We start from the raw sequence: 26,467 nt of genomic DNA, 5'->3' as shown, positions 1-26,467 counted from the left end.
CAACCTTCAGCACCTCCTGCCAGATCGCCGCGATTCGCTGTTCCAGCGCCGTACGCGGCGCCACGTAGGCTTTTTGCACGCGGTTGGCGTCAGGTTTGGGCAGGGCCTTGCGCTCCAGTTTGCCGTTGGGGCTCAGCGGCATCTGCTCGATGAACAGCAGCTGCGCCGGCACCATGTAGTCCGGTAGTGTCTGGCGCAGGGGTTCACGGATCGCTTCGCGCAGGGCCTCCTGAGTATCCGCCGCCCACTCGTCAGGCACCACGTAGGCAACCAGGGCACCCTCGATGGCCAGTACCACCGCCTCGCGCACCGCGTCTTGCTCCATCAGGCGGGCTTCGATTTCGCCCAACTCGATGCGCAGGCCACGGATCTTCACCTGGTGGTCGATACGTCCACGGTATTCGATCACGCCGTCAGCCCGTTGGCTGGCCAGGTCACCGGTGCGGTACAGGCGTTCGCCTTGGCCGAACGGGCTGGTGACGAAGCGCTCGGCGGTTAGCGCCGGACGACGGTGGTAACCGCGCGCCAGACCAGCACCACCCAGGTACAACTCACCCACCACGCCCACCGGCACGGCTTGCAGTTCGGCGTCGAGGACGTAGGTCTGCAGGTTGGCGATTGGCTGGCCAATCGGCACGCTGTCGCGGCCTTCCTCGCGGCAGGTCCAGTGGGTAACGTCGATGGCCGCTTCGGTCGGGCCATAGAGGTTGTACAGCGCGGCGGCCGGCAGCTTGGCCAGGACCTGGGTCTGGGCATCCACCGGCAATGCCTCGCCGCTGCAGATGATCCGGCGCAAGCCGGTGCAGCTGGCGACCTGTTCGTCGAGCAGGAACATCTGCAGCATCGACGGCACAAAATGCAAGGTGGTGACCTGGTGTGCATGGATCAGCTCGACCAGGCGCCGCGGGTCGCGGTGATCGCCAGGAGCGGCCATGGCCAGACGCGCGCCGGTCATCAGCGGCCAGAAGAACTCCCAGACCGAGACGTCGAAGCTGAACGGGGTTTTCTGCAACACCGTGTCGCCCGCGCCGAGGCCGTAGGCTTGCTGCATCCAGCACAGGCGGTTGGTCAGGGCTTTATGGCGGTTGCCAGCGCCCTTGGGCTTGCCGGTGGAACCGGAGGTGTAGATCACGTAAGCCAGGTGTTCGGGGTCGAGCGTGATCGCCGGGGCGTGTGCCGGGAAGCCTTCAAGCGCCAAACGATCCAGAGCCAGCACCGGTAGTTCGGCTGGGCATGGCAGGCGCAGGTGCGATTGAGTCAGCAGCAAGGCAATGCAGCTGTCCTCGATCATGTAGGCCAGACGCTCTTCAGGGTAGTCCGGGTCCAGCGGCACATAGGCGCCACCCGCCTTGAGAATCGCCAGCAGGCCGATGACCATGTCCAGGCTGCGCTCGACGGCGATACCGACCAGCACCTCGGGGCCGACGCCCAAGGCGATCAGTTGGTGAGCCAGTTGGTTGGCACACTGGTCCAACTCGCGGTAGCTCAGTTGCTGCTCGCCCATGCACAGGGCTGGGGCATCCGGGGTGGCGCGCACTTGCTGTTCGATCAGCCGGTGCACTGGAGTGTCCAGTGGGTAGGCGGTGCTGGTGGCGTTCCACTGCGCAACGATCTGCTGCTGTTCGTCGCCATCGAGCAGGGGTAATGCGCCAATCGTGGCCTGCGGCGCGGCGACGATCCCCTGCAGCAGGTTCAGCCAATGGCGCGCCATGCGCTCGATACTGCGGTGCTCGAACAGGTCGCTGGCGTAGATCAGTGCCGCTGACAGCCCTTGGCCGGAGTCCTGGGTTTCCAGGGTCAGGTCCAGCTGTGCCGTGCCGGCGTCCCACTCCAGTGCTTCGACCGTAAGCCCTGGCAACGCCAAGGAACCGGCTTGGCGCACCCCATCCTGATGGTTGTGCATGGCCTGGAACAAGGGGTTGTGGCTAAGGCTACGGGCCACACCCAAAGCCTCGACCAGATGCTCGAACGGTAGGTCCTGATGGGCCTGGGCGTCTTGCACCTGCTGGTCAATGCGCTGCAACAACGCCGTGAAACCTTCATCGCCGCGCAGCTGCGCTGTCAGCACTTGAGTATTGACGAACAGCCCGATCAAACGCTCGGTTTCCAGACGGTTGCGGTTAGCCACCGGCACCCCGACGCGGATCTCAGCCTGGCCGCTATAGCGGTGCAGCAACACCTGGAACGAGGCCAGCAACAGCACGAACAGGCTGACCCCCTGCCCTTGCGCCAGCTGACGTAAGGCGCTGGCCAGCACCGATGGCACAGCAAGCTCCAGACGGGCGCCGCGGTAGCTCATGGTCGCCGGGCGCGGTTGGTCGCAGGGCAGCTCGAGCACATCTTCAGATGCGCCCAGCTGACGCTTCCAGTACGCCAGCTGACGCTCGCCTTCCCCCGACTCCATCCACTGACGTTGCCACCCCGCAAAGTCGGCATATTGAATCGGCAGCGCCGCCAGCGTGGGTGCCTGGCCTTGCGAGTACGCCGCATAGCAAGCCATCAACTCTTCGACCATCAGGCTCATCGACCAGCCATCGGTGACGATGTGATGCAGCACCAGCACCAGCAGGTGCTGGTCCTCGGCCAAGCGCACCAGGCGCACCCGCAGCAACGGCCCGTGCTGCAGGTCGAACGGCTGCGCACTCAGCTCGGCGACGCAGGCACGCAGCAGCGCCTCGCGCTCACGCCCCTGCGCCTGCAGGCGGCTTTGTTCGATGCTAATCGGCGCCGGGGCATCGATGACCTGACGGACCTGGCCGTCGACTTCGACGAAGCGCGTGCGCAGGCAGGCATGGCGTTCGACCAGGGTCGCAAAGCTCTTTTCCAGGTCGGCGACGTTCACCGCACCCCGCAATATCAGCGCGGCGGGGATGTGGTAGGCGCTGCCGTGCGGCTCCAGTTGCCAGAGAAACCACTGGCGTTGTTGGGCATAGGACAGTGGCGCTTGCTCCTCGGCACGACCGGGGACAATGGGCAGCTTGGCGACATCGATGCCCATCTGCGCAAGCTTGGCGAACATCTGCCGGCGCTTGTCCGCCGACAAGCCCTTGATGCGCTCGACCAGTTGCTGGTTGCGACCTGATTGCTCAAACATTTTCCGTCTCCAGTTCATCCAGCACGCCGAAGATCTGATCCAGCTCGGCGTCTTGCGATTGCGCCGAGACGTCCTGTTCCAGGTGCGCCGCCAATTCGCCAAGGCTGCGCAAGCCATGGAAGTCCCTGATTTTCAGTTCCACGCCAAGCTCGCCGCGAATGCGCGAGAGCAGCATCACCAGTTGCAGGGAGTGCCCACCGAGGGCGAAAAAATCATCGTTGCGGCCGACGCGTTCAAGGCCCAGCACGTCCTGCCAGATCTGCGCCAGGCGCTGTTCAAGGTCGCTTTGCGGCGCCACGTAGTCCTGCTGCAGCAAGTTGGCATCCGGCACGGGCAACGCCTTGCGATCGAGCTTGCCGTTGGTGGTCAGCGGCAGCTCGCTGAGCAGCAGCAGATGCGCCGGAACCATGTACTCCGGCAGTTCGCTGCGTAGCGCACGCTTGAGGTGTTCGCGCAACTGCGCCTGCACTTCGCTGCTGGCCTCCACCAGCGCTGCATCGCGGGGCACCAGGTAGGCCACCAATTGCAGGGCTTCGCCTTCACCCCACGGCAATACCGCAACGCTGCCCACGGCCTCATCGGCCAGCAGGCGTGCTTCGATTTCACCCAGCTCGATACGGAAGCCGCGGATCTTCAACTGTTGGTCGATGCGGCCGATGTACTCAATCACCCCGTCCGCCTGATAGCGGGCCAGGTCGCCGGTGCGGTACAGGCGGCCGCCGTCGCGGCCGAACGGGTCGGGCACAAAGCGCGTCGCGGTAAGCTCGCCGCGCTTGAGGTAGCCACGCGCAAGGCCGGCGCGGCCAACGTAGAGCTCACCGACGCACCCCTTGGGCACCGGGTTCAGGTCGGCATCGAGCAGGTACCAGGACAGGTCGGCAATCGGCTCACCAATCGGGCTGCTCGCCTGCCGCTCAAGGTCGGCCAGCGACAGCGGCCGGTAGGTCACGTGCACGGTGGTTTCGGTGATGCCGTACATGTTCACCAAGTGCGGCGCACGGTCACCGAAACGTTCGAACCAGGGGCGCAGGCTCTTCACGTCCAGCGCTTCACCGCCAAAGATCACCTGGCGCAGTGCCTGTTTGCCGGGTTCGGTACAGGCCACTTGCATCAGCGCCTTGAACGCTGACGGCGTCTGGTTCAACACCGTTACCCCTTCGGCGCACAGCAACTGATAGAACTCGCGTGGCGAACGGCTGACCTCGTGGGGCACGACTAGCAGGCGACCGCCGTACAGCAGCGCGCCGAAGATTTCCCAGACCGAAAAGTCAAAGCCATAGGAATGGAACAGGCTCCAGACATCCTGCGGACCGAAGTTGAACCAACTATCGGTGGCGGCGAACAGGCGCAGCACGTTGCGGTGTGGCAACAGCGTGCCTTTGGGCTTGCCGGTGGAACCGGAGGTGTAGATCACATAGGCGAGGTTGTCCGGGGTCACCGTGGTCAGCGGGTCGTCTTCGCGCAATGCCTGCTCGCCCGCCTCCAGCAGCAATACCGGCAAATCCGCAGGTAGCGGCAGTTGCGCATGCAAGGCGGGCTGGCTCAGCAACAGGACAATGCCGCTGTCCTCGATCATGTAGGCCAGGCGCTCCTGCGGGTAGGCCGGGTCCAGCGGTACATAGGCGCCGCCAGCCTTGAGGATCGCCAGCAGGCCGATGACCATCTCCAGGCTGCGCTCCACCGCCAGACCGACCAACACATCCGGGCCGACGCCACGGGCAATCAGGGTATGGGCCAGGGCGTTGGCGCGGCCATTGAGCTGGGCGTAGGTCAATTGCTGCGCGCCGCAGGTTACCGCCACGGCATCGGCCGAGGCGCGGGCGCGCTGGGCAATCCGTTGGTGCAGGCAGTGCGCGACCGGGAAATCGACCACGGATTGGTTCCAGTCGCGAAGCGTCGTCTGGCGCTCGTCAGCATCAAGCATCGGCAGTTCGGCGATGCGTTGCTGCGGGGCATCCACCATCGCTTGCAGCAGCGCTTGCCAATGAGCGGCCAAGCGCTCGATGGTCGACGCTTCGAACAGATCACTGGCGTAGGTGAACAGCGCTTCGATACCTTCCGTGGAATCAAAAGTGTCGAGCATCAGATCGAACTGCGAGGTGTTACTCGCCAGGGCCAAGCCCTCCAGGCTCAACCCGCCCAACTGCTTAGGCAGTGCCCCCTGACGTGCCTGGGCCTGATGGTTGAACAGCACCTGGAACAATGGATGGTGGCTGGCATCACGTTGCGGTTGCAGAACTTCAACCAGTTGCTCGAACGGCAGATCCTGGTGCGCCTGTGCCTCCAGCGCCGCGTGCCTGGCCTGTTGCAGCAACGTCGACACCGCCATGTGCGAGTCGATGCGTGCCTGCATGACCTGAGTATTGACGAAGAAGCCGATCAGGCCCTCAGTCTCCAACTGCTGACGGTTGGCCACCGGAACACCCACGCGAATCGTCGATTGCCGGCTATAGCGATGCAGGAGCACCTGCAGGGAAGCCAGCAACACCATGTATAACGTGGCGCCCTCAGCCTGGGCCAGCGCTTTGAGCTGCGCACTCAGAGCGGGTGTCAAGCGCATGCCCAGGGTCGCGCCGCGGGTACTGGCCTGGGCTGGACGCAGATGATCAAGTGGCAGCTCCAGTACCGGGTGCTCGTCGCCCAACTGCGCCGTCCAGTAGGCCAACTGCCGTTCGCGCTCGCCACCGGCCATTTGCGTCCGCTGCCACTGGGCGTAGTCGGCGTACTGCACCGCCAGTGCAGGCAAATGCACCGGCTGCCCCTGACTGAAACCGTTATAAAACTGCAGCACCTCGTCGACCATGCGCTGCATCGACCAGGCATCGGAGACGATATGGTGCTGGGTCAGCGACAACACATGGTCATCTGCCGCCAGACGTAACAAGCCGACACGCAACAATGGTCCCTGTTCCAAGTCGAACAGACGACGGGACAGGGTTTCGATCCATGCGCTGATTTGCCCGGCAACCTCGCCGTGACCGCTCAGCGCTTGCTCTTCGATTGGCAACGAGGCTGTTGGCGCAATCATTTGCAGCAACTGCCCGTCCCGCTCGACAAAGGTAGTGCGCAAGGTTTCGTGACGGGCGATCAGCGCCTCGAAAGCACGCTGCAGCGCCGACACATCCAGCGGGCCGCGCAGACGCAGGGCGGTAGGGATATGGTAGGCAGTGCTTTGCGGGTTCAGTTGCCAGAGGTACCACTGGCTTTCCTGGGCGTAAGACAGCAGCAACGGCTGGCGACGATCGGCTGGCAGCAACCGCGCCTGGCGAGCCGGCGCCTGTTCTTGCAGGCTGGCGGCAAAGGCACGCAAGGTGGTGTGCTCGAACAGATGCTTGAGTGGCACTTGCATGTCCAGTGCCTGACGCAAGCGCGACACCACCTGGGTCGCCAGCAGCGAGTGGCCACCCAAGGCGAAGAAATCATCCTCAGCCCCCACTTGCGGTAGTTGCAAGACATCAGCCCAGATGCCTGCGACGGTTTCTTCAATCTGTCCTTGCGGCGCCACGTAGGCCTGCTGCAACAGACTGGTATCCGGCACGGGCAACGCCTTGCGATCGAGCTTGCCGTTGGTGGTCAGCGGCAGTTCGCTGAGCAGCAGCAGGTGCGCCGGGACCATGTACTCCGGCAGTTCGCTGCGCAGCGCGCGCTTGAGGTGTTCGCGCAACTGCGCCTGCACTTCGCTGCCGGCCTCCACCAGCGCCGCATCGCGTGGCACCAGATAGGCCACCAATTGCAGGGCCTCGCCTTCACCCCACGGCAATACCGCAACGCTGCCCACAGCCTCATCGGCCAGCAGGCGTGCTTCGATTTCGCCCAGTTCGATACGGAAGCCGCGGATCTTCAACTGATGGTCAATGCGGCCGATGTACTCAATCACCCCGTCCGCCTGATAGCGGGCCAGGTCGCCGGTGCGGTACAGGCGGCCGCCGTCGCTGCCGAACGGGTCGGGCACAAAGCGCGTCGCGGTAAGCTCGCCGCGCTTGAGGTAGCCACGCGCAAGGCCGGCGCGGCCAACGTAGAGCTCACCGACGCACCCCTTGGGCACCGGGTTCAGGTCGGCATCGAGCAGGTACCAGGACAGGTCGGCAATCGGCTCACCAATCGGGCTGCTCGCCTGCCGCTCAAGGTCGGCCAGCGACAGTGGCCGGTAGGTCACGTGCACGGTGGTTTCGGTGATGCCGTACATGTTCACCAACTGCGGAGCACGATCACCGAAGCATTCGAACCAGGGGCGCAGACTCTTCACGTCCAACGCTTCGCCGCCGAAAATCACCTGACGCAGCGCCGGTTTGCCAGGTTCGGTACAGGCCACTTGCATCAGCGCCTTGAACGCCGACGGGGTCTGGTTCAACACCGTTACCCCTTCGGCACACAGCAGTTGATAGAACTCGCGTGGCGAACGGCTGACCTCGTGGGGCACTACTAGTAGGCGGCCGCCGTACAGCAATGCGCCGAAGATTTCCCAGACCGAAAAATCGAAGCCATAGGAATGGAACAGGCTCCAGACATCCTGGGGGCCGAAGTTGAACCAACTATCGGTGGCGGCGAACAGGCGCAGCACATTGCGATGTGGCAACAGCGTGCCTTTGGGCTTGCCGGTGGAGCCGGAGGTGTAGATCACATAGGCGAGGTTGTCCGGGGTCACCGTGGTCAGCGGGTCGTCTTCGCGCAACACCTGCTCGCCCGCCTCCAGCAGCAATACCGGCAAATCCGCAGGTAGCGGCAGTTGCGCATGCAAGGCGGGCTGAGTCAGCAACAGGGCAATACCACTGTCCTCGATCATGTAGGCCAGGCGCTCCTGCGGGTAGGCCGGATCCAGCGGTACATAGGCGCCGCCGGCCTTGAGGATCGCCAGCAGGCCGATGACCATCTCCAGGCTGCGCTCCACCGCCAGACCGACCAGTACGTCCGGGCCGACGCCACGGGCAATCAAGGTATGGGCCAGGGCGTTGGCGCGGCCATTGAGCTGGGCGTAGGTCAATTGCTGCGCGCCGCAGGTTACCGCCACGGCATCGGCCGAGGCGCGGGCGCGCTGAGCAATCCGTTGGTGCAGGCAGTGCGCGACCGGGAAATCGACCACGGATTGGTTCCAGTCGCGAAGCGTCGCCTGGCGCTCGTCAGCATCAAGCATCGGCAGTTCGGCGATGCGTTGCTGCGGAGCATCCACCATCGCGTGCAGCAGCGCCTGCCAATGAGCGGCCAAGCGTTCGATGGTCGAGCCTTCAAACAGGTCACTGGCGTAGGTCAAGGCTGCATGCAGTTCGCCACCCTGCTCATAGGTGTCCAGCGTCAGGTCGAACACCGTGGTGCGGCTTTGCCATTGCAGTGGCTCCAGGGTCAGCCCCGAGGCCAGCGAGTAAGCCCCGATATCCGCCACCTGCGGCTGGTGGTTGTACATCACCTGGAACAACGGTGTACGGCTGGCGTCGCGCTCAAACTTGAGCGCTTCAACCAATTGTTCGAACGGTAAATCTTGATGCGCCTGGGCCCCCAGCACCACGGCCTTGACCTGCTCCAGGAAGCGGGCGACGCTCAATTGGCCGTCAACGCGATTGCACAACACCTGAGTGTTGACGAAGCAGCCGATCAGCCCCTCCACCTCGGCGCGGTTACGGTTGGCAATGGGTGAGCCGATGCGGATGTCCTGCTGGCCGCTGTAGCGCTGCAGCAGCAGGTTGAAGGCGGCCAACAACAGCATGAACAAGGTGACATTGTGCTGGCGGGCGAAACGGCGCAAGCGCTCGACCAGCGAAGAGTCGAGGGCGAATTCATGGCGGTGGCCACGGTAACTGGGCTGCGCTGGGCGCGGATGATCGAGCGGCAGCTCCAGCGCGGGATGATCGTTACCCACCTGTTGCAGCCAGTAGGCCAGCTGGCGCTGCTGCTCTCCCGCTTCCAACCAGCGCCGCTGCCACAGGGCGTAATCACTGTACTGGATCGCCAGGGCGGGTAACGCCGGCACCTGCTTGCCCACATGCGCCGCATACAGCTGACTGAACTCCTCGATCAGCACGTTCATCGACCAGCCGTCCGCAACAACGTGGTGCAGGGTCAGCAGCAGTACATGTTCATCAGCCTTGAGTTTGAGCAGGGTGATACGCAGCAGCGGCCCACGTGCCAGGTCGAAGGGTTGCAGCGACTGCTGCTGGGCAAGCTCGCGCACTTGCTGCTCGCGCGCGGGCTCCGTCATCGCCGAGAGGTCCAGATGGTCGACCTGTGGCCATTGCGGCGCGGCGCTCATTACCAGCCGTTCGTCGGGCCGCTGGACGAACACACTGCGCAGGGTTTCATGGCGCTGCACCAGGCTGGCAAAAGCCTGCTCCAGCGCCGCCACCTCCAGTGCGCCTCTCAGTCGCACTGCGCCGGGAAGGTTGTAGGCGGCACTGCCAGGCTCCAGTTGCCACAACAGCCACATACGCTGTTGGGCGTAGGACAACCCGTCGCGCTCGGCCACCGGCACCTGCGCCGGGATCGGAAACTGGGCAAAGTCGACGCCTTCGCGGGCCAGCCCCTGAAGAAAGACGCGGCGCTTTTCCAACGGCAACTCTATGAATCGGCGGGCAAGCTTGCGGGCATCTTCGGCATTCATCGACTTTCATCCATCCAGAGGAACAACGAGCCTGCAGGCCCGGTAGTCCAAGAAAAACGGATGAACGCGAATGAAAATTAACGACAAGAGGTATATCGTTTCGCAAGTTGAAACATTTGCTTTCAACTGAAGGTTAGGGATTTGCAATTCTCGTTCGTCTTATCTATTGCAGTCCCAAGGCTGAGCATTGACTCGACCTCAATTTCTCTAAAAAGACACCTGTGATGTCCCAAAAAACGAAGAAATCCAAGTCCAGACTGTGGTTCCTGGTGCATAGCTGGCTCGCCCTGCCGATCTGGTTTTTCGTCTTGATCGTCTGCGTTACCGGCACCCTGGCCGTGGTCAGTCAGGAAATCGTCTGGCTGGCCAACCCCGACGTGCGCGCCAGCAAACCCAGCGACGATGCCCAACCACTGAGTTTTCAGCAGGTGCTCGATGCCTTGCACAAGGCCGAACCGGACATGGCGGTGCGCTTTCTCAGCCAACCGGACGGTTCGCACTTCGCCCTCAATGCCTCGGTGACCTACCCCGACGGCAGCGCCCCGACGCTCTACGTCAACCCGTACACCGGGGCGATCCAGGGCAAGGTACCGGACTTCAACTTCGAAGCCTTCACCCGCGCCTTACACGGCTGGTGGCTGGTGCCCTTCACCAACGGCTACAGCTGGGGCTGGTACCTGGTGTCGTTGCTGGGCCTGCCGATGCTGGCCTCGCTGGTAACGGGGCTGGTGGTCTATAAACGCTTCTGGAAAGGATTCTTTAAGCCGACTTTGCGCTTTAACCATGGCTCGCGGATTTTCTGGGGCGATTTTCACCGCCTGAGCGGAATCTGGTCGATCTGGTTCATCGCGGTGATCTCGATCACCGGCACCTGGTTCCTGATTCAGGCGATCCTGGCTGACAACCATGTGACTATCTCCACCGAACCGGTGGTGCCGGTAATCGCCCGGGAAGACGTGCCACGCACCGAATCCGGTGAACCAGCGCCACGCATCAGCCTGGACGATGCCACGCGGATTGCCAAAGAACAGATCGCCGGCCTCGACGTGAGCTTCATCGTCATGCCCGGCAATGCCTATTCCCACGTTTACCTGGGTGGCCGCGGCTGGTATCCGTTGATGTTCCAGACGGTCAACGTCAACCCGTACAACAGCAAGATCGAATCGCAGTTCCTGCTCAGCGACCGCTCGCCTCTGGAATTCGTCACCGAGTCCATGCGCCCGTTGCACACCGGTGACTTCGGTGGGTTGATCATCAAACTGATCTGGGCGTTCTTCGGCCTGCTGCTGTCGATGATGGTGCTCAGCGGCCTGCTGATCTGGACCAAGCGCACCGCCCAGGCCACCGCTGCGGCACTCAAACGCAGCGAACGCACACCGCGCAAGGGCGCTGAAACCACTACCGATACCGCTACGGAGGTCAGCCTATGAGCAAGGCAGCCGTTGTGCCGCAAAGCCCACTGAGCCGTTTCTGGTACAAGTGGCGCTTCCACTTGAACATCCTCCTGTTGCTGATCCCGCTGGGTTTCATGCCCAAGTATTTTGCTGATGCTGCGCTGTTTCGCGGCGACAGCGGCCTGGGTGAGCGCGAACTGGGCGAAATCCAGGTCGGCCCGTGGAGCCTGCAACTGGCCGAGCTGCGTGACCAGGCGCCACTGGCCGACGGTCCGGCCGGGCACTTCAAGGCGTTCAACGCCAGCCTGTGCAAGACCTGCATCAACCAAGTCAAGGCCGTCTACCTGCGAATCGGCAAGCCGCGCAGCCTGCGCGCTGCCGGGACGATCTTCTTCGGTCCGCCGTACCGCATGGCAACCAACCTGCCGATTCCGACCAAGACCCGCCCAGATGCTGAAATCTGGATAACCCTCGAAGGCTGGGATGGCAGCATGCACCAAGCCGCCGTGCCACTGGCCAAGGCCTCTCCGGCCACCGTCGCCTGGCTGAACACACAAGGAGGCAAATGATGAAGTGCACTGCCCGCAAGCTGCTCCTGCCCCTACTTGTACTGGGCGTAGCCAGCCCGGCCCTGGCGCACAACCCGATGTGCGAATGCACGCCGATCGACGGCGAGCAGATCGAGTGCACCGGCGGTTTTTCCGATGGCAGCGGCGCGCCAGGGGTGACCCTTGACGTGATCGGCTACAACGAAGAGATCCTCGTGCCCGGCAAGCTCGGGGAAAACTCCAAGCTGACATTCAAGCGCCCTGAGGGCGAGTTCTATGTGCTGTTCGACGCAGGTCCCGGCCATGTCGTGGAAATCGACTACGCAGACATCGACCAATGAGCCGGGTCCAGGTGGTGCGCCCGGCCGGTGCTGGGCATGAAACCCTTTATGTACTGCTGATCAGCCTGTTCATCCTCTCCGTGGCGGCCGCTGTTGTCGCCCTGCGGGGGGAAAAACACGATGAGATCAGCATCGAGGCTCATCAACTCGATGCCCGCCGCAACCTCAGCGCCGCCGAACAGGGGGTATACGCTGACCTGCGGGTGGCCTTCGAGGAAATCCAGCTGCGCCGCGAAGAAGACCCGGCGCTGCTTGAAGTGGCAGTGCTGGCCGAGGAAGGCTTCCCACCCTTCGTCAAGGATGCCAGCAGCGCCAGCCGCGGCGAGCATCAATGGCAATTGCTGAGCGATCAGGCCTACCTGGGCCTTAGCCAGGCCACGAGCGTGGCCGGCAGTTTCCTCCTGTTGGTGCCAACGGCACATGACGGCGCCGCCGATGTCTGGCTGCAGCGCAAAGCCGACGCCTACGTGCCTGCCGACCTGAGTCCGGCCGCCTTGATCGCTGCCGGCTGGCAGCAGATTGCCGCCCACTACGACGCCGGCGTCACTCGCCAGCATCGCCACTGAGACAAGGACACCCCATGCTCCGCTCCGCCCTCGCCCGCTGCGCTTTGAGTGTATTGATTGCCTTGGCCCTGCCCTCGCTGGCGCTGGCCGAGGTCAATGGCAAGCCGCTGCGCATTGGCATCACCCTGCACCCGTACTACAGCTATGTGACCAACATCGTCGGCGACAAGGCTGAAGTGGTGCCGCTGATTCCCGCTGGTTTCAACCCCCACGCCTATGAGCCGCGCGCCGAAGACATCAAGCGCATTGGCAGTCTCGACGTGGTGGTGCTCAACGGCATCGGCCACGATGACTTTGCCGACCGCATGATCGCCGCCAGCGAAAAACCGCAGATCAGCGTGATCGAGTCCAATACCAACGTACCGCTGCTGGCCGCCACCGGGGTTGCCGCACGCGGCGCCGGCAAAGTGGTCAACCCGCACACCTTCCTGTCGATCAGCGCCAGCATCGCCCAGGTTAACAACATCGCCCGCGAACTGGGCAAGCTCGACCCGGACAACGCCAAGTACTACAGCCAGAATGCCCGTGCCTACGCCAAACGCCTGCGCAAGCTGCGCGCCGAGGCCCTGGCCCAGGTTACCGAAGCGCCCGGCGCCGAGTTCCGCGTGGCCACCATCCATGCGGCCTACGACTACCTGGTACGTGAGTTCGGCCTGGAAGTTACCGCCGTGGTTGAGCCAGCTCACGGTATCGAGCCAAGCCCGAGTCAGTTGAAAAAGACCATCGACCAGCTCAGAGCCCTGGATGTCAAAGTGATCTTCTCGGAAATGGACTTCCCCTCAGCCTATGTCGAAACCATCCAGCGTGAATCCGGTGTGAAGATCTACCCGTTGACGCACATTTCCTACGGTGACTACAGCAAAGAGAAGTACGAAGTCGAAATGAAGCGCAACCTCGACACCGTGGTTCGAGCGATCAAGGAGTCCAAGGCATGACAGCCGCCGAACCCGTCATCACCCTGCCCTGTGGGCCGGACATCGAGTTTGCCGCGATCGATCTGACCCTGGGCCGTACGCGAATTCTCGATCAAGTCAGCTTCAAAGTCGCCGCCGGTAGTGTGCATGCCCTGGTCGGCCCCAACGGCGGTGGCAAGAGTTCGCTGGTCAAGACGTTACTCGGACAGATGCCGCATCAGGGCCAACTGACCCTGACCTGGCCGGACGACACGCAGGTCATCGGCTATGTCCCGCAGGCGCTGGAATTTGACCGTGGCCTGCCGATGACCGTCGATGATTTCATGGCTGCGATGTGCCAGCGGCGTCCGGCCTTCCTCGGCCTGTCACGCAAGGTGGCCCCAGCCATTGATGCAGCATTGGAACGGGTTGGCATGCTCGATAAACGCAAGCGGCGCATGGGCGCCCTCTCCGGCGGTGAGCGCCAGCGCGTGCTGCTGGCCCAGGGCTTGATCCCAGCGCCGCAACTGCTGGTACTGGACGAACCGATGTCGGCGTTGGACGAAGCCGGCATTCAGGTGTTCGAGCGCTTGCTGCTGGACTGGCGCGCAGCTGGCACCACGGTGCTGTGGATCGAGCATGACCTGCAAGCGGTGGCGCGCCTGGCCGACAAGGTCACCGGCCTCAGCCGTCGGGTGTTGTTCGACGAGCCGCCACAACAGGCCCTTACCCCGGAGCGTCTGCTCAGCCTGTTCTCCATCCACCCGCGCAGCGAGAGCGTCGCCTGATGAACTACGAAGAATTTCGCCTGCTGATCCAGGGCTGGGCCAGTTCCGGCTACCTGCCGGAGGCCCTGGCCTATGGTTTTGTGGTCAATGCCCTGCTGGCCGGCCTGATGATCGGCCCGGTGCTCGGCGGTCTTGGCACTCTGGTGGTGGTCAAGCGCTTTGCCTTCTTTTCTGAAGCCGTCGGCCATGCGGCACTGACCGGGGTGGCCATCGGCATCCTCCTCGGCGAACCCTACACCGGCCCCTACGGCAGCTTGTTCGGCTATTGCCTGCTGTTCGGCATCCTGCTCAATTTCCTGCGTAATCGCACCGGGCTGTCGCCTGACACCCTGATCGGTGTGTTCCTCTCGGTATCCCTGGCCCTGGGCGCCAGTCTACTGCTGATGTTGGCCGGCAAGATCAACGTGCATATCCTCGAAAACGTACTGTTCGGTTCGGTGCTTACCGTCAACGGCCAGGACCTGCTGGTGCTCGGTATCGTCGGCAGCCTGGTGCTGGCCCTGGCCCTGCCGCTGTACAACCGCATCATGCTGGCCAGCTTCAACCCGCAACTGGCGGCAGTGCGCGGTGTGGCGGTGAAGAGCCTGGACTACCTGTTCGTGATTCTTGTCACCCTGGTCACGGTGGCGGCGGTGAAAGTCATCGGCGCCATTCTGGTCGGTGCCCTGCTGGTCATTCCGGCGGCGGCGGCGCGGCTGATCAGCCAATCACTCAAAGGCTTTTTCTGGGCGTCGGTAGTGATCGCCACGCTGAGCACCCTGGTCGGCATTTTGCTGCCAATTGTTTTCGACCTGCCGGTGCCGTCTGGCGCCGCGATCATTCTCGTCGCCGGCTGCTGCTTCGCCCTCGCCGCCCTGGCCCGCGGCCTTGTTCCACGCTTGCAAGGAAACCCGGCATGACTTTCGACCTCAAGCACCTGTGCCTGGCGCTGGCCCTGGCTGGCCTGCCGACATTGAACCTGGCGCAGGCTGCCCCGGCTGCGGCCGAGCAAGCACCAGGTGCTACTGTCCTCGCCGCGCTGCCGGTAACCTACGCACTGGCCAGCGCGCTGCTCGACGGCACGGCAATCAAACTGCAGCGCGCAGCACCGGCGAATATTCCGGCTTCGCGCCAACCTTCGTACTTCAGCGGTCGTGGTGGTCCGAACCTGCAGAAAGCGGCAAGCCAAGCCGATGCGGTGATCGCCCTGCGTTCGATCTGGAGTGATGATCCGCTCTATCCGATTGCGCGGCGCAGTAACATCCGCATCGTCGAGATCGACGCCGCACGCCCCGTCGACGGCGCCCTGCCGGGGATCGCGGTGCAGGGCAACAATGCCTTTGCCGCTTACCCCTGGCTCAACCCTACCAACCTTGGGCGCATGGCTGACGTGCTGGCCAACGACCTCGGCCGCCTGAGCCCCAGTGAGCAGCCGAAGATCCAAGCCAACCTGGCCAGCCTCAAGCGTCAGTTGCTGGAATTCAGCGCCGACAGCGAAGCGCGCCTGGCCGAGGCCGACAACCTCAGCGTGGTTAATCTGTCGGACCGTCTGGATTACTTGATTGGCGGCCTCAACCTGGACCTGATCGACCACCCGCGCGTAGCGGATGATCAATGGGATAACGCGGCACTCAAGCGACTAGGCGACGAGCTTAAAGGTCAGGATGTGGCCCTGGTGTTGCACCACAAGCAGCCGAGCAAGGAAATCGCCGAGGTGATCGCCGCCTCCGGCGCCAAGCTGCTGGTGATCGATACCGATCCGCAAGACACCCTGGCTGGCCTCAAGGCCAGTGTCGAGCAGGTGGTGGGAGCACTGGTGACGGGCAATAGTTGATACTGCGCCACCCATTCAGCCACCCCAGTTATCAGCGTTTCATGCAGCGCTGATAGCGCTCATCCACCCGTTTGGCGAACCAGGCGGTGGTCAACTTGCGGGTGATTTTTGGGCTCTTCAGTTCGATCCCCGGCAGTTGTGCCCGGGGCAACGGTTTGCCAGCCTTGCCGTCCGCCAGGGCGTACACGCCGCTGTACAACCGAGTCTCTTCAAACTCCAGGCTGTCGCCCTTCTCCAGTTGATTACGAATGCTCGGATTGCGCAGGTTGAGTTGCTCACCCAGGCGCCGCGCAGCCTTTTCGGTGTTGCCCGGCAGGATCGCACCCGGCGCGATCAAGTCGCCATCCAGGGCCAGCTTGACCCCGCTGGCACGGCTCAAGGCACTCTGAAAGGCCGCGTTGCGGCTCGCATACCACCCGGCGTTGAAGTCAGCAAAGCGGTACAACTGACGCTCATAATGGCTGGGGTAGCCGAGCAGGTGGGCAATGCCAAAGTACATGCCGCCACGCCGGGTGAACACCTCCTGGCGGATCGTCCCCTCATGGCTGTATGGATAGTCGCGGGCATTGCGCTCGGCAAAGGCAATGCTGACCTGCATCGGGCCACCGGTACGCACCGGGTTCAAGTCGCCCAGCAACGTGCGGCCTAGCGGCAGGCTGCCGATCAGGTCATCGAAGATCGCACTGAGCTGCTTTTCACTGCGCACCGCTCCAAGCCGTTGGCTATAGGTCTTGCCGTTGGGAGACTGGGTGTTCAGCGCAGCATTGACCAGCATCTGCGGGATATGCAAGCTGGCGGCGCGGCGGTCGATTTCCTGGCGTGCAATTCGCCCCAGGCCCGGCACCTGTGGGTCGGCCTGGAACGTCGATTCCTGTTCGGTGACCGCCAGCACAGCACACACATTGGAGCGGCTGGCGGTGATCTTCTGCGTGGTGAAAGCGGTCTGGATATCACGGGCCCAGCCTTCGCGATCCTTGGTGGCAGCAGGCAGCAAACGCTGAATCTGTGCCCGCACCTTGGCCGGATCTGACTCAGACTCTTCACGCTGCGTAACACAACCTTGCACCGTCAACAGCACGGCAAACCCAAACGCTAAACCTCGAACGTGCATGCAGCTCCCCGAACGCTCACTTGGCAGTCACTGATGGAAATTGAAAATGTAAGAGACCGCCAAATGATCAGACTGCCCCATACCACTTACAGTACCAAGATTTGTAGGCCCTACAGTACCGTTGCAGATCGCGTAGTCCAGCATGGTCACTGGCGCAACACTGGGATGCGTGTTGCCGTTCGCCAGGACAACCTGAGCAATGTCCGGAGGTGAGACCCAATTACCGCGATTAGCCTGCTGAGCATCAGGTTGTCGCGGGTCGCGATTGAAATCGCCGAGCAATACATAAGGCACGTCGGTATGCCAATTAATTTCCCTCAATAGCCGTGGCGCATTAGGACCTCCGCCTGAAATAGCGTGAAGATTCGCCACAACAACATCATTGACCATCCCATTCAAACGCAAACGTAGGCCTAGCACGGGCCGACTCGTGAGTGCGTTTGCATCGCGCGGTACACCATCGGCAACTACCATTACGGACTGAATGGTCAGAGGGGCTGCATCGGCGACAATGATTGCCAGATTGACCCGCAGACGCTGCACATCGAGGACAAATACTTGGTAGTTTCTCGGTTTTCTTGAAGTTCCCATTGCCCAGATGTAGTGATTTACCTCATGCTCACCACCAAATTGGTCAATGATGTGCATGTCCTCCAGATGCCGACAAGAAGCAGGTGGCGTACCCGCCTCCTGCAACACAATTACATGATTTCTGCGAGCTAGCTGAAATATGCTGGTGTGCCATTTATAGTCAGTCGATGCAGAGCTGCCTTGAAGATTCCAAGTGGCCACCTGCAGGTCAATCGATCGGCCGCCCCGGTTAAATCGACCTACTTCAATTTGCGCACCGCCGCCACTGATGTCCACCCTGGCATGGTGATATTCGCTTATCGCGCCACTCAACCGAACATGCGCATGCCACGGCCCAATTGCCGCCCCAACGATAATCTGCAGCATGCGCAGAGCATCGAAGGCATCTAATGTGGTAGCGCCGTCGCCGCTACGCAAGCCGTTCATTAACAAAGCGTGGTGAAAATGATAGATATTGACCAAGACTGCCAGGCTTTGCGCACGTGGGGCAGCAACAAACACATTGATCACGCCCCGCTCATTATAATTTCGTCGCAGCAACTCCGTCACATAGTAAGCATACCTTGCTTGCCGCGCCTGATTACTGCTACGCATAAACAGAAAAGAAATTTGATAGGCCAAGAAAGCGGACGTTGGCGGGGCATCATTCGGTGACCGCGCTAGCAAATCAATGATATCAGCGAAAACTATATCCAACTGACTCTCAAAAATTCCGGGCGACAAATCAAGCGTCAAGTTTTGCTCAATATAGCTGCGAATAGTTTGATCCAATGGCATGAAAATTTACTCTTATAGGTATTATACAATTCGGCGCCGCACCTCAACTCCGACCTCTGTAAACCACGTATAAGTAGTCATCTTGAACAGCCATAGAAACCTGAAATTGCGCGCCCAGCTCAAAACTAGATTCCGGCGAACTCAACGAATTCCCGTCGTAAGCGTACAAATCGAGACCCCTACTCCCATTGGCCCTCGTATCACTGAACGCTACTTTCAACAGGCCATTATGGATCGCTACGCCAGGAGAACTTGGATGGTCTTTTCCTATAAATGTCCTGGTACATGCCCAAGCGGATTCGCCATCAAACCTCATCAACTCCCAGCCAGGTTGAGTGCCACTTTTGACTATCAGATGGATCAGCCCATGATAACTGATCACGGCTGGCCCCACTGCCGGATGGAGATCTCGCACTCCATCAATCTTAACTGACTGTGGATCACTCCAGGTCGCCATATCACGTGTGGACTTCCATAAAAGCGCAGTGGTTCCCGGCGCTTTATAGAACATATAAAGTCGACCGTTATTCTCCACAAAACTAGCACCCCGTCGGTAGTCCGTTGAAAAGTTCGCAACCGTAAATGACCCGGTTAATTCATCGTATTCCGCCAGCCGGGTTGGTGTCACCAGATCATACGAAGGTGCGTCGCCACTACAGAGCACATAGAGCTTATCTTTAAAAGCAAAGACGCTCATCGCTTCATGTAAAAAAGTATCAAACTCGATACCAACAGGATCACTCCATGCATCGGCAACCGAGACCTTAGTCATCAACCTCGCACCACCATCAGTGCCACCATTGCCTTCGGCAACATAAAATAGAAACAGCACCCCCTTATGATTTATTATCTTCCCCGGATATTCCATGTTCACCGAAAAAGAAAATTGATTACTTAATATTCCGGAACGACTGTATGTGTACCAACACTTCATAGTAACTTACCTCCCCGCATGGAGGTCCAGTACACACTACGTCAAACCCTATAAGCACATGGAAATAATACACATACCTTTAATGGCCCATGTCGTCTTATCATCACGCGTAGATCAAGCACTCCCCGGCACAATGTAGGTCTTACTGATATGGCGGAATTGTTCGTGGGCCGAACTTTCCATCAGCTCGAACAGCGCCATCTCGCGGGTGACGATCTGGGCCCCGGCGTCGCGCATGCGGGCAAGGCCCGCTGCCTGGTTGTGGGCGCCGCGACAGTCGCAGGCATCTTCGACCACAAACACCTGCTTACCCAGTTCACGCAGGCCAAGCACGGTTTGCAGCACGCAGATATGGGTTTCCATGCCGCAGACAATCACCTGTTCGCGAGCAAGCAAGGATGCAGGCAGGCACTGAGCGGCCACGCAGGAAAAATGCAGTTTCTCCACCACCTGAGCATCCGGCGCTGCCTGCAGGAGGGCCGCGACGGTCGGGCCGAGGCCCTTGGGGTACTGCTCTGAAATCACCGTCGGCACACCAAGCTCGGCACTCGCCGCCAACAGCCAGCGGGTCCGGGCCAAGGTGCCTGTTGGATCGCTGACTGCGCCAATGAGTTTTTCCTGCACGTCGATGACCAGCAAGCTGGCCTGATTCGCCTTGATCAACATTCCTTGCACCTGCGTTATGGTTGAACCGTCAAGGCTCACCCAGCGCTGGTAGTCACGTCAATGGCCAGTTCAGGCCGACAACCGATGAGGTTCCAGCACGGCGCTGAGCACACCCAGCACCCGCTCTTCCTGCTCATGGATAAAGAAGTGACCACCAGGAAAAGTCTCCAGGGAGAAATCACCCAAGGTCTCCCGACGCCAGGCCAACAACTGCGCTTCACTGGCACGATCATCTTCGCCGCCCAGCACATGCAGCGGACACTGCAGTGGCGGACGCTGACGGTAGGCATAGTGGCCGCACAACAGAAAGTCGCCACGCAGCACCGGCAAGGTCAGGCTCATCAACTCCTGGTTGGCCAGCACCTCTTCCGGCGTACCCTGCAGCCTGCGCAACTCATCGATCAGTTCGGCATCGCTTTTGGGCTCGCGCCAGTTATCGCCGTCATAATCCTCGCGCCGGGTCGGTGCTGCCGTGCCGCAGGCAACCAGCGCCACCGGCGACGGACAACCCAGCGCCTGCAGCTCGTGGGCGAGCTCGAACGCCAACAAGGCCCCCAAGCTATGGCCAAGCAAGGCATAAGGCTGGCTGGCAGCCAAACGCTGTTCGCTGGCCAGTTGCCGGGCCAGGGCCTGCATGTCGGTTTGTACCGGCTCGCCCATGCGCGCCCCACGCCCGGGCAATTCCACCGGACGCAGGTTCAGCCAGGCCGGCAGCTTGCGCCGCCAGCGGCTGTAAACCATGGCACTGGCCCCGGAATACGGCAGGCACAACAGGTTCAGTGATGACACCAGTGGCCCCTTACTGCGCCGCAGCGGTTTCGGCCATTTTCTGGCGCAGGCTCAACGGCCGCATGTCGGTCCAGACTTCGTCGATGTAGGCCAGGCACTCTTTCTTCAGGCCGCTTTTGCCCACGGTGCGCCAGCCGGCTGGAACAGCCTTATAGTCGGGCCAGATGGAGTACTGTTCTTCATGGTTGACCACTACCTGGAACACGATGTCGTCGCGGTCGAATACGGATGTCATTGCCTGTCTCCTGGATTGAATGGGCCCGCCGCGCAGCGGGCGAGCGGTGGCTACCAAGAGAACGAACGACTGCGCGAATAAATTAATCCCGTCACACAGGGCTGGATAAAAACGCTGCAAAGCGCCATCCTCCCCGGTTTTTTTACGCTCACCTCGCCAAGGAACCTTTTTATGCACATTCACCCCCTCAGCCCCAGCGAGTTCGAGTTCATCGAAGACACGTTGCTTAAGTACGGTAACGACCACTCCGTGCTCAACCCCTCCGAGCTTGAAGGCTACTTCACTGCCCTGGTGTCGAGCCCGGCGCAGATCGACATTGCCGAATGGTTCCCGGCGATCTTTGGTGGGCAGACCCCGCAATGGCAGACGCCTGAAGAATGCCGCACATTCATCGACCTTTGTGTGCGTCTCCTCAACACCCTGGCAGCCCAGCTGACCACTGAACCGCAAGCCTTCAAGGCCCGCTTCGAACAGACCGAACACGCCGGCCAGCCGCTGGCCTTGGCGCAAGAGTGGTGTTTTGGCTACCTGCGTGGCGTCGCCGTCGGCAACTGGCCGGCTCTGCCGGAGCCACAAGCACTTCAATTGCAGAAGATCAGCGACTGCGCCGAGCAAGATAACTTCGACCTGCCGGTAGATCTGGATGTGGTGCTGCATCGTCAGCAAGTAGCCGCGATCGAGCCCGCAGCACGGGCACTGCAAGGGTATTGGGTAGCGCAGCGCTAGCATTTCCAGCGATGCAGACGCCCCATCCCGGCAGCAACAGATGAAGCAGCCACCTCTAACAAATGGATTTAACGTCGTGTCAGCGCCTCGCATTCGCGCCCTCGCCCTGTGCGTTTTTCATCATCAAGGAAAGATTCTAGTCAACGCGTTCTACGACGACGAAAAACAGCAGACGCTCTTTCGCCCTGTCGGTGGCGGCATTGAATTTGGTGAGCGAAGCGTTGACGCCATTACCAGGGAAGTGCAGGAAGAACTGGGCCAACGCATCACGGCTGTTCTCTTGCTCGGCACGCTGGAAAGTATTTTCACCTACGCCGGTAAGCCGGGGCATGAGATCGTCCAGGTTTACGACGCAAGGTTCATCGACACCAGCCTATACGAACAACCGTGGCTCGACGGTCACGAAACTGATGGTGCCGCGTTCAGGGCCCAGTGGCGCGATAGCTCAAACTTTACCGCGACCTCACCACTGGTACCTGAGGGGTTGCACGATCTACTCAAGGCTGCGTCGTTACTTGAATGATCCGCACCTTTGGGCCAGCCTTGCTTTGGCCCCTCGTAGATACCCCAGACCGCGCGATGCGCAGTCCAGGGCAGCACGGCCTCAGGGCTTGAGTTCGAACAAGGCGGGCATCGCCGGCCGCTCGGAAGGCACCTTACGGAAGCGGCTGAAGCCGGCGGCCTCGCCCATCTGGCGGGCACGCTTCTCGCCCATGAACGCGCCAATACCGGCACCGCCGTGCGACAGCGAACAGGTCATGCAGTAGAGCGTGCTCTGCGGGTACATCACGCGACCGAACAGATTCATGTTTTCGTGGAGGTCTTCCGAGAGGTTGAGTTCCACCATGAGGTAGGTGCCGTCGTCGGCGGTCGACTCACGCAAGTCCTTCAACATTTGCTGCGGGTCGGTAGCGTCATGGATGACCACGAAAGTGGTCACGAAGTCGAACTTTTTGCCCACCAGCGCATCAGAATCACTGACCTCGAACTGCACTCGATCGGCAACCCCGGCCGCCTCGGCATTTGCCCGTGCACGTTCAATCGACGGCGGATGGAAATCACAACCGACGATACGCGCCTCGGGAAATGCCTTGGCCATGGTGATTGCCGCCAGGCCACTGCCGCAACCAAAATCAAGGACGCTGCCGCCAGTCTCAAGTTTTGCTTTGACGCCGTCCAGCGACGGGATCCAGTGCTGGACCAGGTAGTGTTTGTACCAAGGCATGGTCATGCGCTCCATACCCTCCCAGGTCTCGATCGGGAAGGCTTCTTCCGGGCAGCCGCCACCGTTACGGAACGCCTCGATGACACGGGGCGCCATGCTCACGAACGGCACGCTAAGCTGGATGATCCCGCCAGCGAAGTAAGGTGAGTCCTCGTCGGCTAGCACCGGAGCGAACTCGGGCGGCATTCGATAACGCTTGGTTTGCGGATCGTAGGTCACGTAATTGCCGGTCGCCATGCTGCCCAACCACTCGCGCAGGTATCGCGCATTGAAACCGGTCTGGTCCGCCAACTCCTCCAGGGTCACCGCCTCACCGTGCGCGAGCGCTTTGAACAGGCCCAACTGGTCGCCGATGTACAGCATCGCGCCGCGCAGGGTGTTGCCGTAGTCTTCCATGATCCGCGCAGAAAATTGCTCGACCTTGGCGTTATCCAACCCAATAGCTTTTGACATTTTTCTCTCCATGATTTGCCGTACGGCTGCAACTAGTGATTGATAACTCAGTGATGGCTGGCAACCTTGCCCAGCACGTTGTCGACGATCTTTTGCGCCATACCAAGATGGCTTCTGGGTTCGAACAGCCTGGCCAGCGTCTGCGCGTCCATAACGGCGTTTACCCTCGGGTCGGACTCGATTGACTCACGCATCGAGACGCGGTTGCGTTGGCACGTCTGGGTGATCTCGAAAATGATTTCGTAGGCGCTGCTCTTGCCCAGCTTTTTCGCCATTTCAAACACAAACGCCTCGGTGCAGATGGCATCGCTGAACGCGTTTGCCGTGCGTGCCATGGTCTTGTCGTTGACCGTGAGGTTGCTGATCGTGTCAATCAGCAATGAAAAGGCCATCAGCGCGTAATGAGAAACGTCGGCAACCGCACACCACTCAAGGCGCGTGCCGCGGTAGTCGCGTTCGTGCTCCAGGATCATCGCGTCGAGGGCGAGCATGACCTGAGCCTTGGCCAGACGTGCGAGCACTACTACCTGTTCGCAACCCTCAGGGTTGCGCTTGTGCGGCATCGTGCTGCTGCCGATCTGCTGCTGCGTCCAACCCACCTCCACCTCGCCGATTTCCCAGCGGTTCAAGGTGCGGATTTCGTCTGCTACCCGCGCCAGGGAAGCGGTGACCATCGCCAGGGTGCTGACGAACTCGGTGACCCGATCGCGCGACACATGCCAGCCCGCCAGTGGCACCTGCAACGACAGCCGCTGGGCAAATCTCTCCAGCATGGCCATGGCTTCAGTGCCAAAGGCTGCCATCGTACCGACACCACCGAATAGCTGTACCACCAGAATCCGCTTGCGGGCCTCACCAAGGCGTTCGCGGTGCCGCAAAAGCTCGTCGACCCATCCGGCGACCTTCAGGGCGAAGGTGGTGGGCAGTGCTGGAATCGAGTGGGTTCTGGCAACCATCAGGGCATCACGCTGCGCATCCGCCAGCACCGCCAGTTTGGCCAGCAGCACATCAAGTTCGAGCTCCATCGCATCCAGTACGTCGCGCATTTCCAACGACTGGGCGGTGTCTTGGATGTCCTGAGTGGTGGCGCCGAAGTGCACGTATTCGCGGGCGCCCGGGCTGCAATTTTTCTGCAACGCACTGAGCAGCGGCATCAACGAATGCCCAGTGCTGGCCACGCCATCGGCAATCTGGCGCAGATCGACCGCTGATAGCTGCGCCGCCTTCTCAATATCGAGCGCGGCCTGGCGCGGGATGATACCGACATCCGCCTGCGCCATTGCCAGTGCGGCTTCCACGTCGAGCCAGCGCTGCAAACGACAGTGGCTGCAGAAAATCCTCCGGCTCACCGGGCCTGCATAACCTCCACCGTGAGTTTTTGAGTCCAGAATATGGCTGTGTTCGTGCTGGCACCCCTCTTCAGCTTGATCAGCACCGATGCTCTGCGAATGTGCAGTGCAAGCAGTACGGGCTACCCTTTCCAATGTTTGCTGATCCATCACATACCCTCCATCACGTGCTGAGACTGATTGGGTTTTCCTTGCCTTGACTTCGTGCCTTCACGCTCATCGCGTGCAAGGTCGGGTAGCGCAATGCCGGCGACCCGATCGACCATCTGCGTCGCCAAGCCTGTGTAGGTTGCGGGGTTGAGCAGGTCTTCCAGCGCCTGTACGGTGAAGCAACCCTGCAGGCGTTGATCATTAAGCAAGGCATCACGAAACGAGATGCCACTTCGCCGCGATTCCCGCGATACCTCATGGACCAGCTCGTGGGCGGTCTGCTTGCCAAACTGCGTTGCCAACGCAAGCATCACCCGCTCCGACAAAATCAGCCCGCCGAACAGCTCAAGATTGGCGCGCATGCGCTCCTCGCGCACTTCAAGCCCGGCCGCCAGCAATCCCTCCATGCGGGTAAGCAGCGCACCGGCGTAAATGAACAGTTCCGGCAACGCCGCCCACTCGATACGCCAGGCGCTACCGTCACGCTCATGCAACTGAAAGGCTGCGTCGGTGAGCGCAACCATCTGGCCCCGCACCAGGCGCGACAACGCGCTGATCAGATCAACCGTCGACGGGTTCTGCTTGTGCGGCATGGTGCTGCTGCCAACCTGCCCCGGCCGCGCGGCCTCGCGCACTTCGTCTATTTCGCTGCGCTGCAGGTGATAGATTTCGTTAGCGATCCGACCTAGCGTCAGCGAGACCTGGACCAACAGCCAGGCGGCCTCCAGCACCCGGTCCCGTGCGCTGTGCCAACTGGTCAGCGGCGCGCCGAGCCCGAGCTTGGCCAAGGTGCGTTGCTGAATCTCAAAACCCTGCCCGGAAAACGCCGCCATGGTACCCACGGCCCCGGTCAGGTTGCCCACCAGCACCCGTTCTCGCGCCTCGTCAAAGCGCGCCAGGTGGCGGTCAATCTCATCGATCCAGACCGCAACCTTGTAGCCAAACGTAGTCGGCAGTGCCTGCTGACCATGGGTGCGTGCCACCATTGGCGTGTGCTTATGGCGCTGGGCCAGGGTAAGCAGATGCTTGCGGATCGCATGCAACCGGCTCAGGACCCGGCTCCATGCTTGCTTGATCTGCAGGATCAAACCGGTATCGAGAATGTCCTGGGTGGTCACGCCGTAATGCACGTACTCGCCCCACCCGTTTGAACACAACCTGGCCAAGGCGCGGATGGTGGGCACCAGAATGTGCCCTGTCTCCATACCTTCCTTGCCCAATGCCTCGAGATCGAATCGTCCCACCTCAGCCACGCGGGCAATCTCCTGCGCCGCCTGCTGAGGAATAACGCCCATCTCTGCCTGGGTTAGCGCCAGCGCCAGCTCGACATCAAGCCACTTCTGCACCTGATTGGTATCTGAGAAGATCGCGGCAAATTCCGGGGACGAGTAAGCCCCTCCGTGGATACGGGATTCTGTTATATGACTCGGCATGT

Annotated in this window: 21 protein-coding genes; 10 read left to right on the top strand and 11 right to left on the bottom strand. The window is 61.2% G+C overall.

All coding sequences use genetic code 11. The annotated features are described in order from the left end of the window. Both ACQRAX_RS10805 and ACQRAX_RS10800 read right to left on the bottom strand, forming a co-directional pair. The coding region (locus tag ACQRAX_RS10805; protein WP_427867737.1) for an amino acid adenylation domain-containing protein at positions 1-3,094 on the bottom strand (3,094 nt) is incomplete at its 3' end. Next, positions 3,087-9,683, bottom strand: coding sequence for an amino acid adenylation domain-containing protein (locus ACQRAX_RS10800; RefSeq protein ID WP_412037405.1), 6,597 nt, complete (start codon positions 9,681-9,683; stop codon positions 3,087-3,089). The genes ACQRAX_RS10805 and ACQRAX_RS10800, both read right to left, overlap by 8 nt. Positions 9,684-9,907: 224 nt before the next feature. Here ACQRAX_RS10800 and ACQRAX_RS10795 point away from each other — a divergent pair, with 224 nt between their 5' ends. Genes ACQRAX_RS10795 through ACQRAX_RS10760 form a run of 8 tightly spaced genes read left to right on the top strand, consistent with a single transcriptional unit; the run spans position 9,908 to position 16,026 of the window. After that, positions 9,908-11,113 (top strand): PepSY-associated TM helix domain-containing protein, encoded by a 1,206-nt coding sequence (locus ACQRAX_RS10795; protein ID WP_412037404.1) that lies wholly within the window; start codon positions 9,908-9,910, stop codon positions 11,111-11,113. After that, the gene (locus ACQRAX_RS10790; RefSeq protein ID WP_412037403.1) at positions 11,110-11,646 is read left to right on the top strand and encodes a thiamine pyrophosphate-binding protein; all 537 of its coding nucleotides are present in this window, start codon (positions 11,110-11,112) and stop codon (positions 11,644-11,646) included. The genes ACQRAX_RS10795 and ACQRAX_RS10790 overlap by 4 nt, the downstream gene beginning before the upstream one ends. Then, on the top strand, positions 11,646-11,966 hold the full coding sequence (locus tag ACQRAX_RS10785; protein ID WP_412037402.1) for a hypothetical protein: 321 nt from the start codon (positions 11,646-11,648) through the stop codon (positions 11,964-11,966). Before ACQRAX_RS10790 ends, ACQRAX_RS10785 begins: the two co-directional genes overlap by 1 nt. Continuing rightward, positions 11,963-12,532 carry a DUF6162 family protein gene (locus ACQRAX_RS10780; RefSeq protein ID WP_412037401.1) on the top strand — a complete coding sequence of 190 codons (570 nt, stop codon included), beginning with the start codon at positions 11,963-11,965 and terminating at the stop codon, positions 12,530-12,532. The genes ACQRAX_RS10785 and ACQRAX_RS10780 overlap by 4 nt, the downstream gene beginning before the upstream one ends. 14 nt (positions 12,533-12,546) lie before the next feature. Next, positions 12,547-13,467, top strand: coding sequence for a metal ABC transporter substrate-binding protein (locus ACQRAX_RS10775; protein WP_412037400.1), 921 nt, complete (start codon positions 12,547-12,549; stop codon positions 13,465-13,467). After that, on the top strand, positions 13,464-14,213 hold the full coding sequence (locus ACQRAX_RS10770) for a metal ABC transporter ATP-binding protein (protein ID WP_412037399.1): 750 nt from the start codon (positions 13,464-13,466) through the stop codon (positions 14,211-14,213). Before ACQRAX_RS10775 ends, ACQRAX_RS10770 begins: the two co-directional genes overlap by 4 nt. Beyond that, on the top strand, positions 14,213-15,112 hold the full coding sequence (locus ACQRAX_RS10765) for a metal ABC transporter permease (protein WP_412037398.1): 900 nt from the start codon (positions 14,213-14,215) through the stop codon (positions 15,110-15,112). The genes ACQRAX_RS10770 and ACQRAX_RS10765 overlap by 1 nt, the downstream gene beginning before the upstream one ends. Continuing rightward, the gene (locus tag ACQRAX_RS10760) at positions 15,109-16,026 is read left to right on the top strand and encodes a metal ABC transporter solute-binding protein, Zn/Mn family (protein ID WP_412037397.1); all 918 of its coding nucleotides are present in this window, start codon (positions 15,109-15,111) and stop codon (positions 16,024-16,026) included. Before ACQRAX_RS10765 ends, ACQRAX_RS10760 begins: the two co-directional genes overlap by 4 nt. A 31-nt stretch (positions 16,027-16,057) precedes the next feature. Here the strand turns inward: ACQRAX_RS10760 and ACQRAX_RS10755 are convergent, their stop codons facing one another. The 6 genes from ACQRAX_RS10755 to ACQRAX_RS10730 form a co-directional block, all read right to left on the bottom strand. Continuing rightward, positions 16,058-17,137 carry a DUF1615 domain-containing protein gene (locus ACQRAX_RS10755; protein ID WP_412037396.1) on the bottom strand — a complete coding sequence of 360 codons (1,080 nt, stop codon included), beginning with the start codon at positions 17,135-17,137 and terminating at the stop codon, positions 16,058-16,060. A 27-nt stretch (positions 17,138-17,164) separates the two neighbouring features. Then, a complete protein-coding gene (locus ACQRAX_RS10750) occupies positions 17,165-18,505 on the bottom strand; it encodes an endonuclease/exonuclease/phosphatase family protein (RefSeq protein WP_412037395.1) in 1,341 nt (446 codons plus the stop codon). A gap of 43 nt (positions 18,506-18,548) precedes the next feature. After that, a complete protein-coding gene (locus tag ACQRAX_RS10745) occupies positions 18,549-19,439 on the bottom strand; it encodes a hypothetical protein (protein WP_412037394.1) in 891 nt (296 codons plus the stop codon). 114 nt (positions 19,440-19,553) lie between these two features. Next, entirely contained in the window at positions 19,554-20,105 is a 552-nt protein-coding gene (locus tag ACQRAX_RS10740; RefSeq protein ID WP_412037393.1) for a hydrolase, read from the bottom strand. 69 nt (positions 20,106-20,174) lie between these two features. Beyond that, positions 20,175-20,894, bottom strand: a complete 720-nt coding sequence (locus tag ACQRAX_RS10735) for a thioesterase II family protein (RefSeq protein ID WP_412037392.1) — start codon at positions 20,892-20,894, stop codon at positions 20,175-20,177. Positions 20,895-20,904: 10 nt separating this feature from the next. Next, positions 20,905-21,129 carry an MbtH family protein gene (locus ACQRAX_RS10730; protein ID WP_045180291.1) on the bottom strand — a complete coding sequence of 75 codons (225 nt, stop codon included), beginning with the start codon at positions 21,127-21,129 and terminating at the stop codon, positions 20,905-20,907. A 171-nt stretch (positions 21,130-21,300) separates the two neighbouring features. Here ACQRAX_RS10730 and ACQRAX_RS10725 point away from each other — a divergent pair, with 171 nt between their 5' ends. Beyond that, the gene (locus ACQRAX_RS10725) at positions 21,301-21,855 is read left to right on the top strand and encodes a UPF0149 family protein (protein WP_412037391.1); all 555 of its coding nucleotides are present in this window, start codon (positions 21,301-21,303) and stop codon (positions 21,853-21,855) included. Positions 21,856-21,931: 76 nt separating this feature from the next. Continuing rightward, the gene (locus ACQRAX_RS10720) at positions 21,932-22,378 is read left to right on the top strand and encodes an NUDIX hydrolase (protein WP_412037811.1); all 447 of its coding nucleotides are present in this window, start codon (positions 21,932-21,934) and stop codon (positions 22,376-22,378) included. A gap of 81 nt (positions 22,379-22,459) precedes the next feature. Here the strand turns inward: ACQRAX_RS10720 and ACQRAX_RS10715 are convergent, their stop codons facing one another. The 3 genes from ACQRAX_RS10715 to purB are packed head-to-tail and all read right to left on the bottom strand — an operon-like array spanning position 22,460 to position 26,465. Then, complete coding sequence (locus tag ACQRAX_RS10715; RefSeq protein WP_412037390.1) at positions 22,460-23,533, bottom strand: class I SAM-dependent methyltransferase; 1,074 nt, start codon at positions 23,531-23,533, stop codon at positions 22,460-22,462. 47 nt (positions 23,534-23,580) lie between these two features. Next, positions 23,581-25,032 (bottom strand): class-II fumarase/aspartase family protein, encoded by a 1,452-nt coding sequence (locus tag ACQRAX_RS10710; protein ID WP_412037389.1) that lies wholly within the window; start codon positions 25,030-25,032, stop codon positions 23,581-23,583. After that, positions 25,032-26,465 (bottom strand): adenylosuccinate lyase, encoded by a 1,434-nt coding sequence (gene purB / locus ACQRAX_RS10705; RefSeq protein ID WP_412037388.1) that lies wholly within the window; start codon positions 26,463-26,465, stop codon positions 25,032-25,034. The genes ACQRAX_RS10710 and purB overlap by 1 nt, the downstream gene beginning before the upstream one ends. Positions 26,466-26,467 lie beyond the last annotated feature (2 nt).

The sequence above is a fragment of the Pseudomonas sp. UM16 genome (assembly GCF_050312595.1).
Taxonomy (GTDB): domain Bacteria; phylum Pseudomonadota; class Gammaproteobacteria; order Pseudomonadales; family Pseudomonadaceae; genus Aquipseudomonas.
Note: the sequence above shows the minus strand (reverse complement) of the source record. Positions and strands in the feature narration are given on the sequence as shown.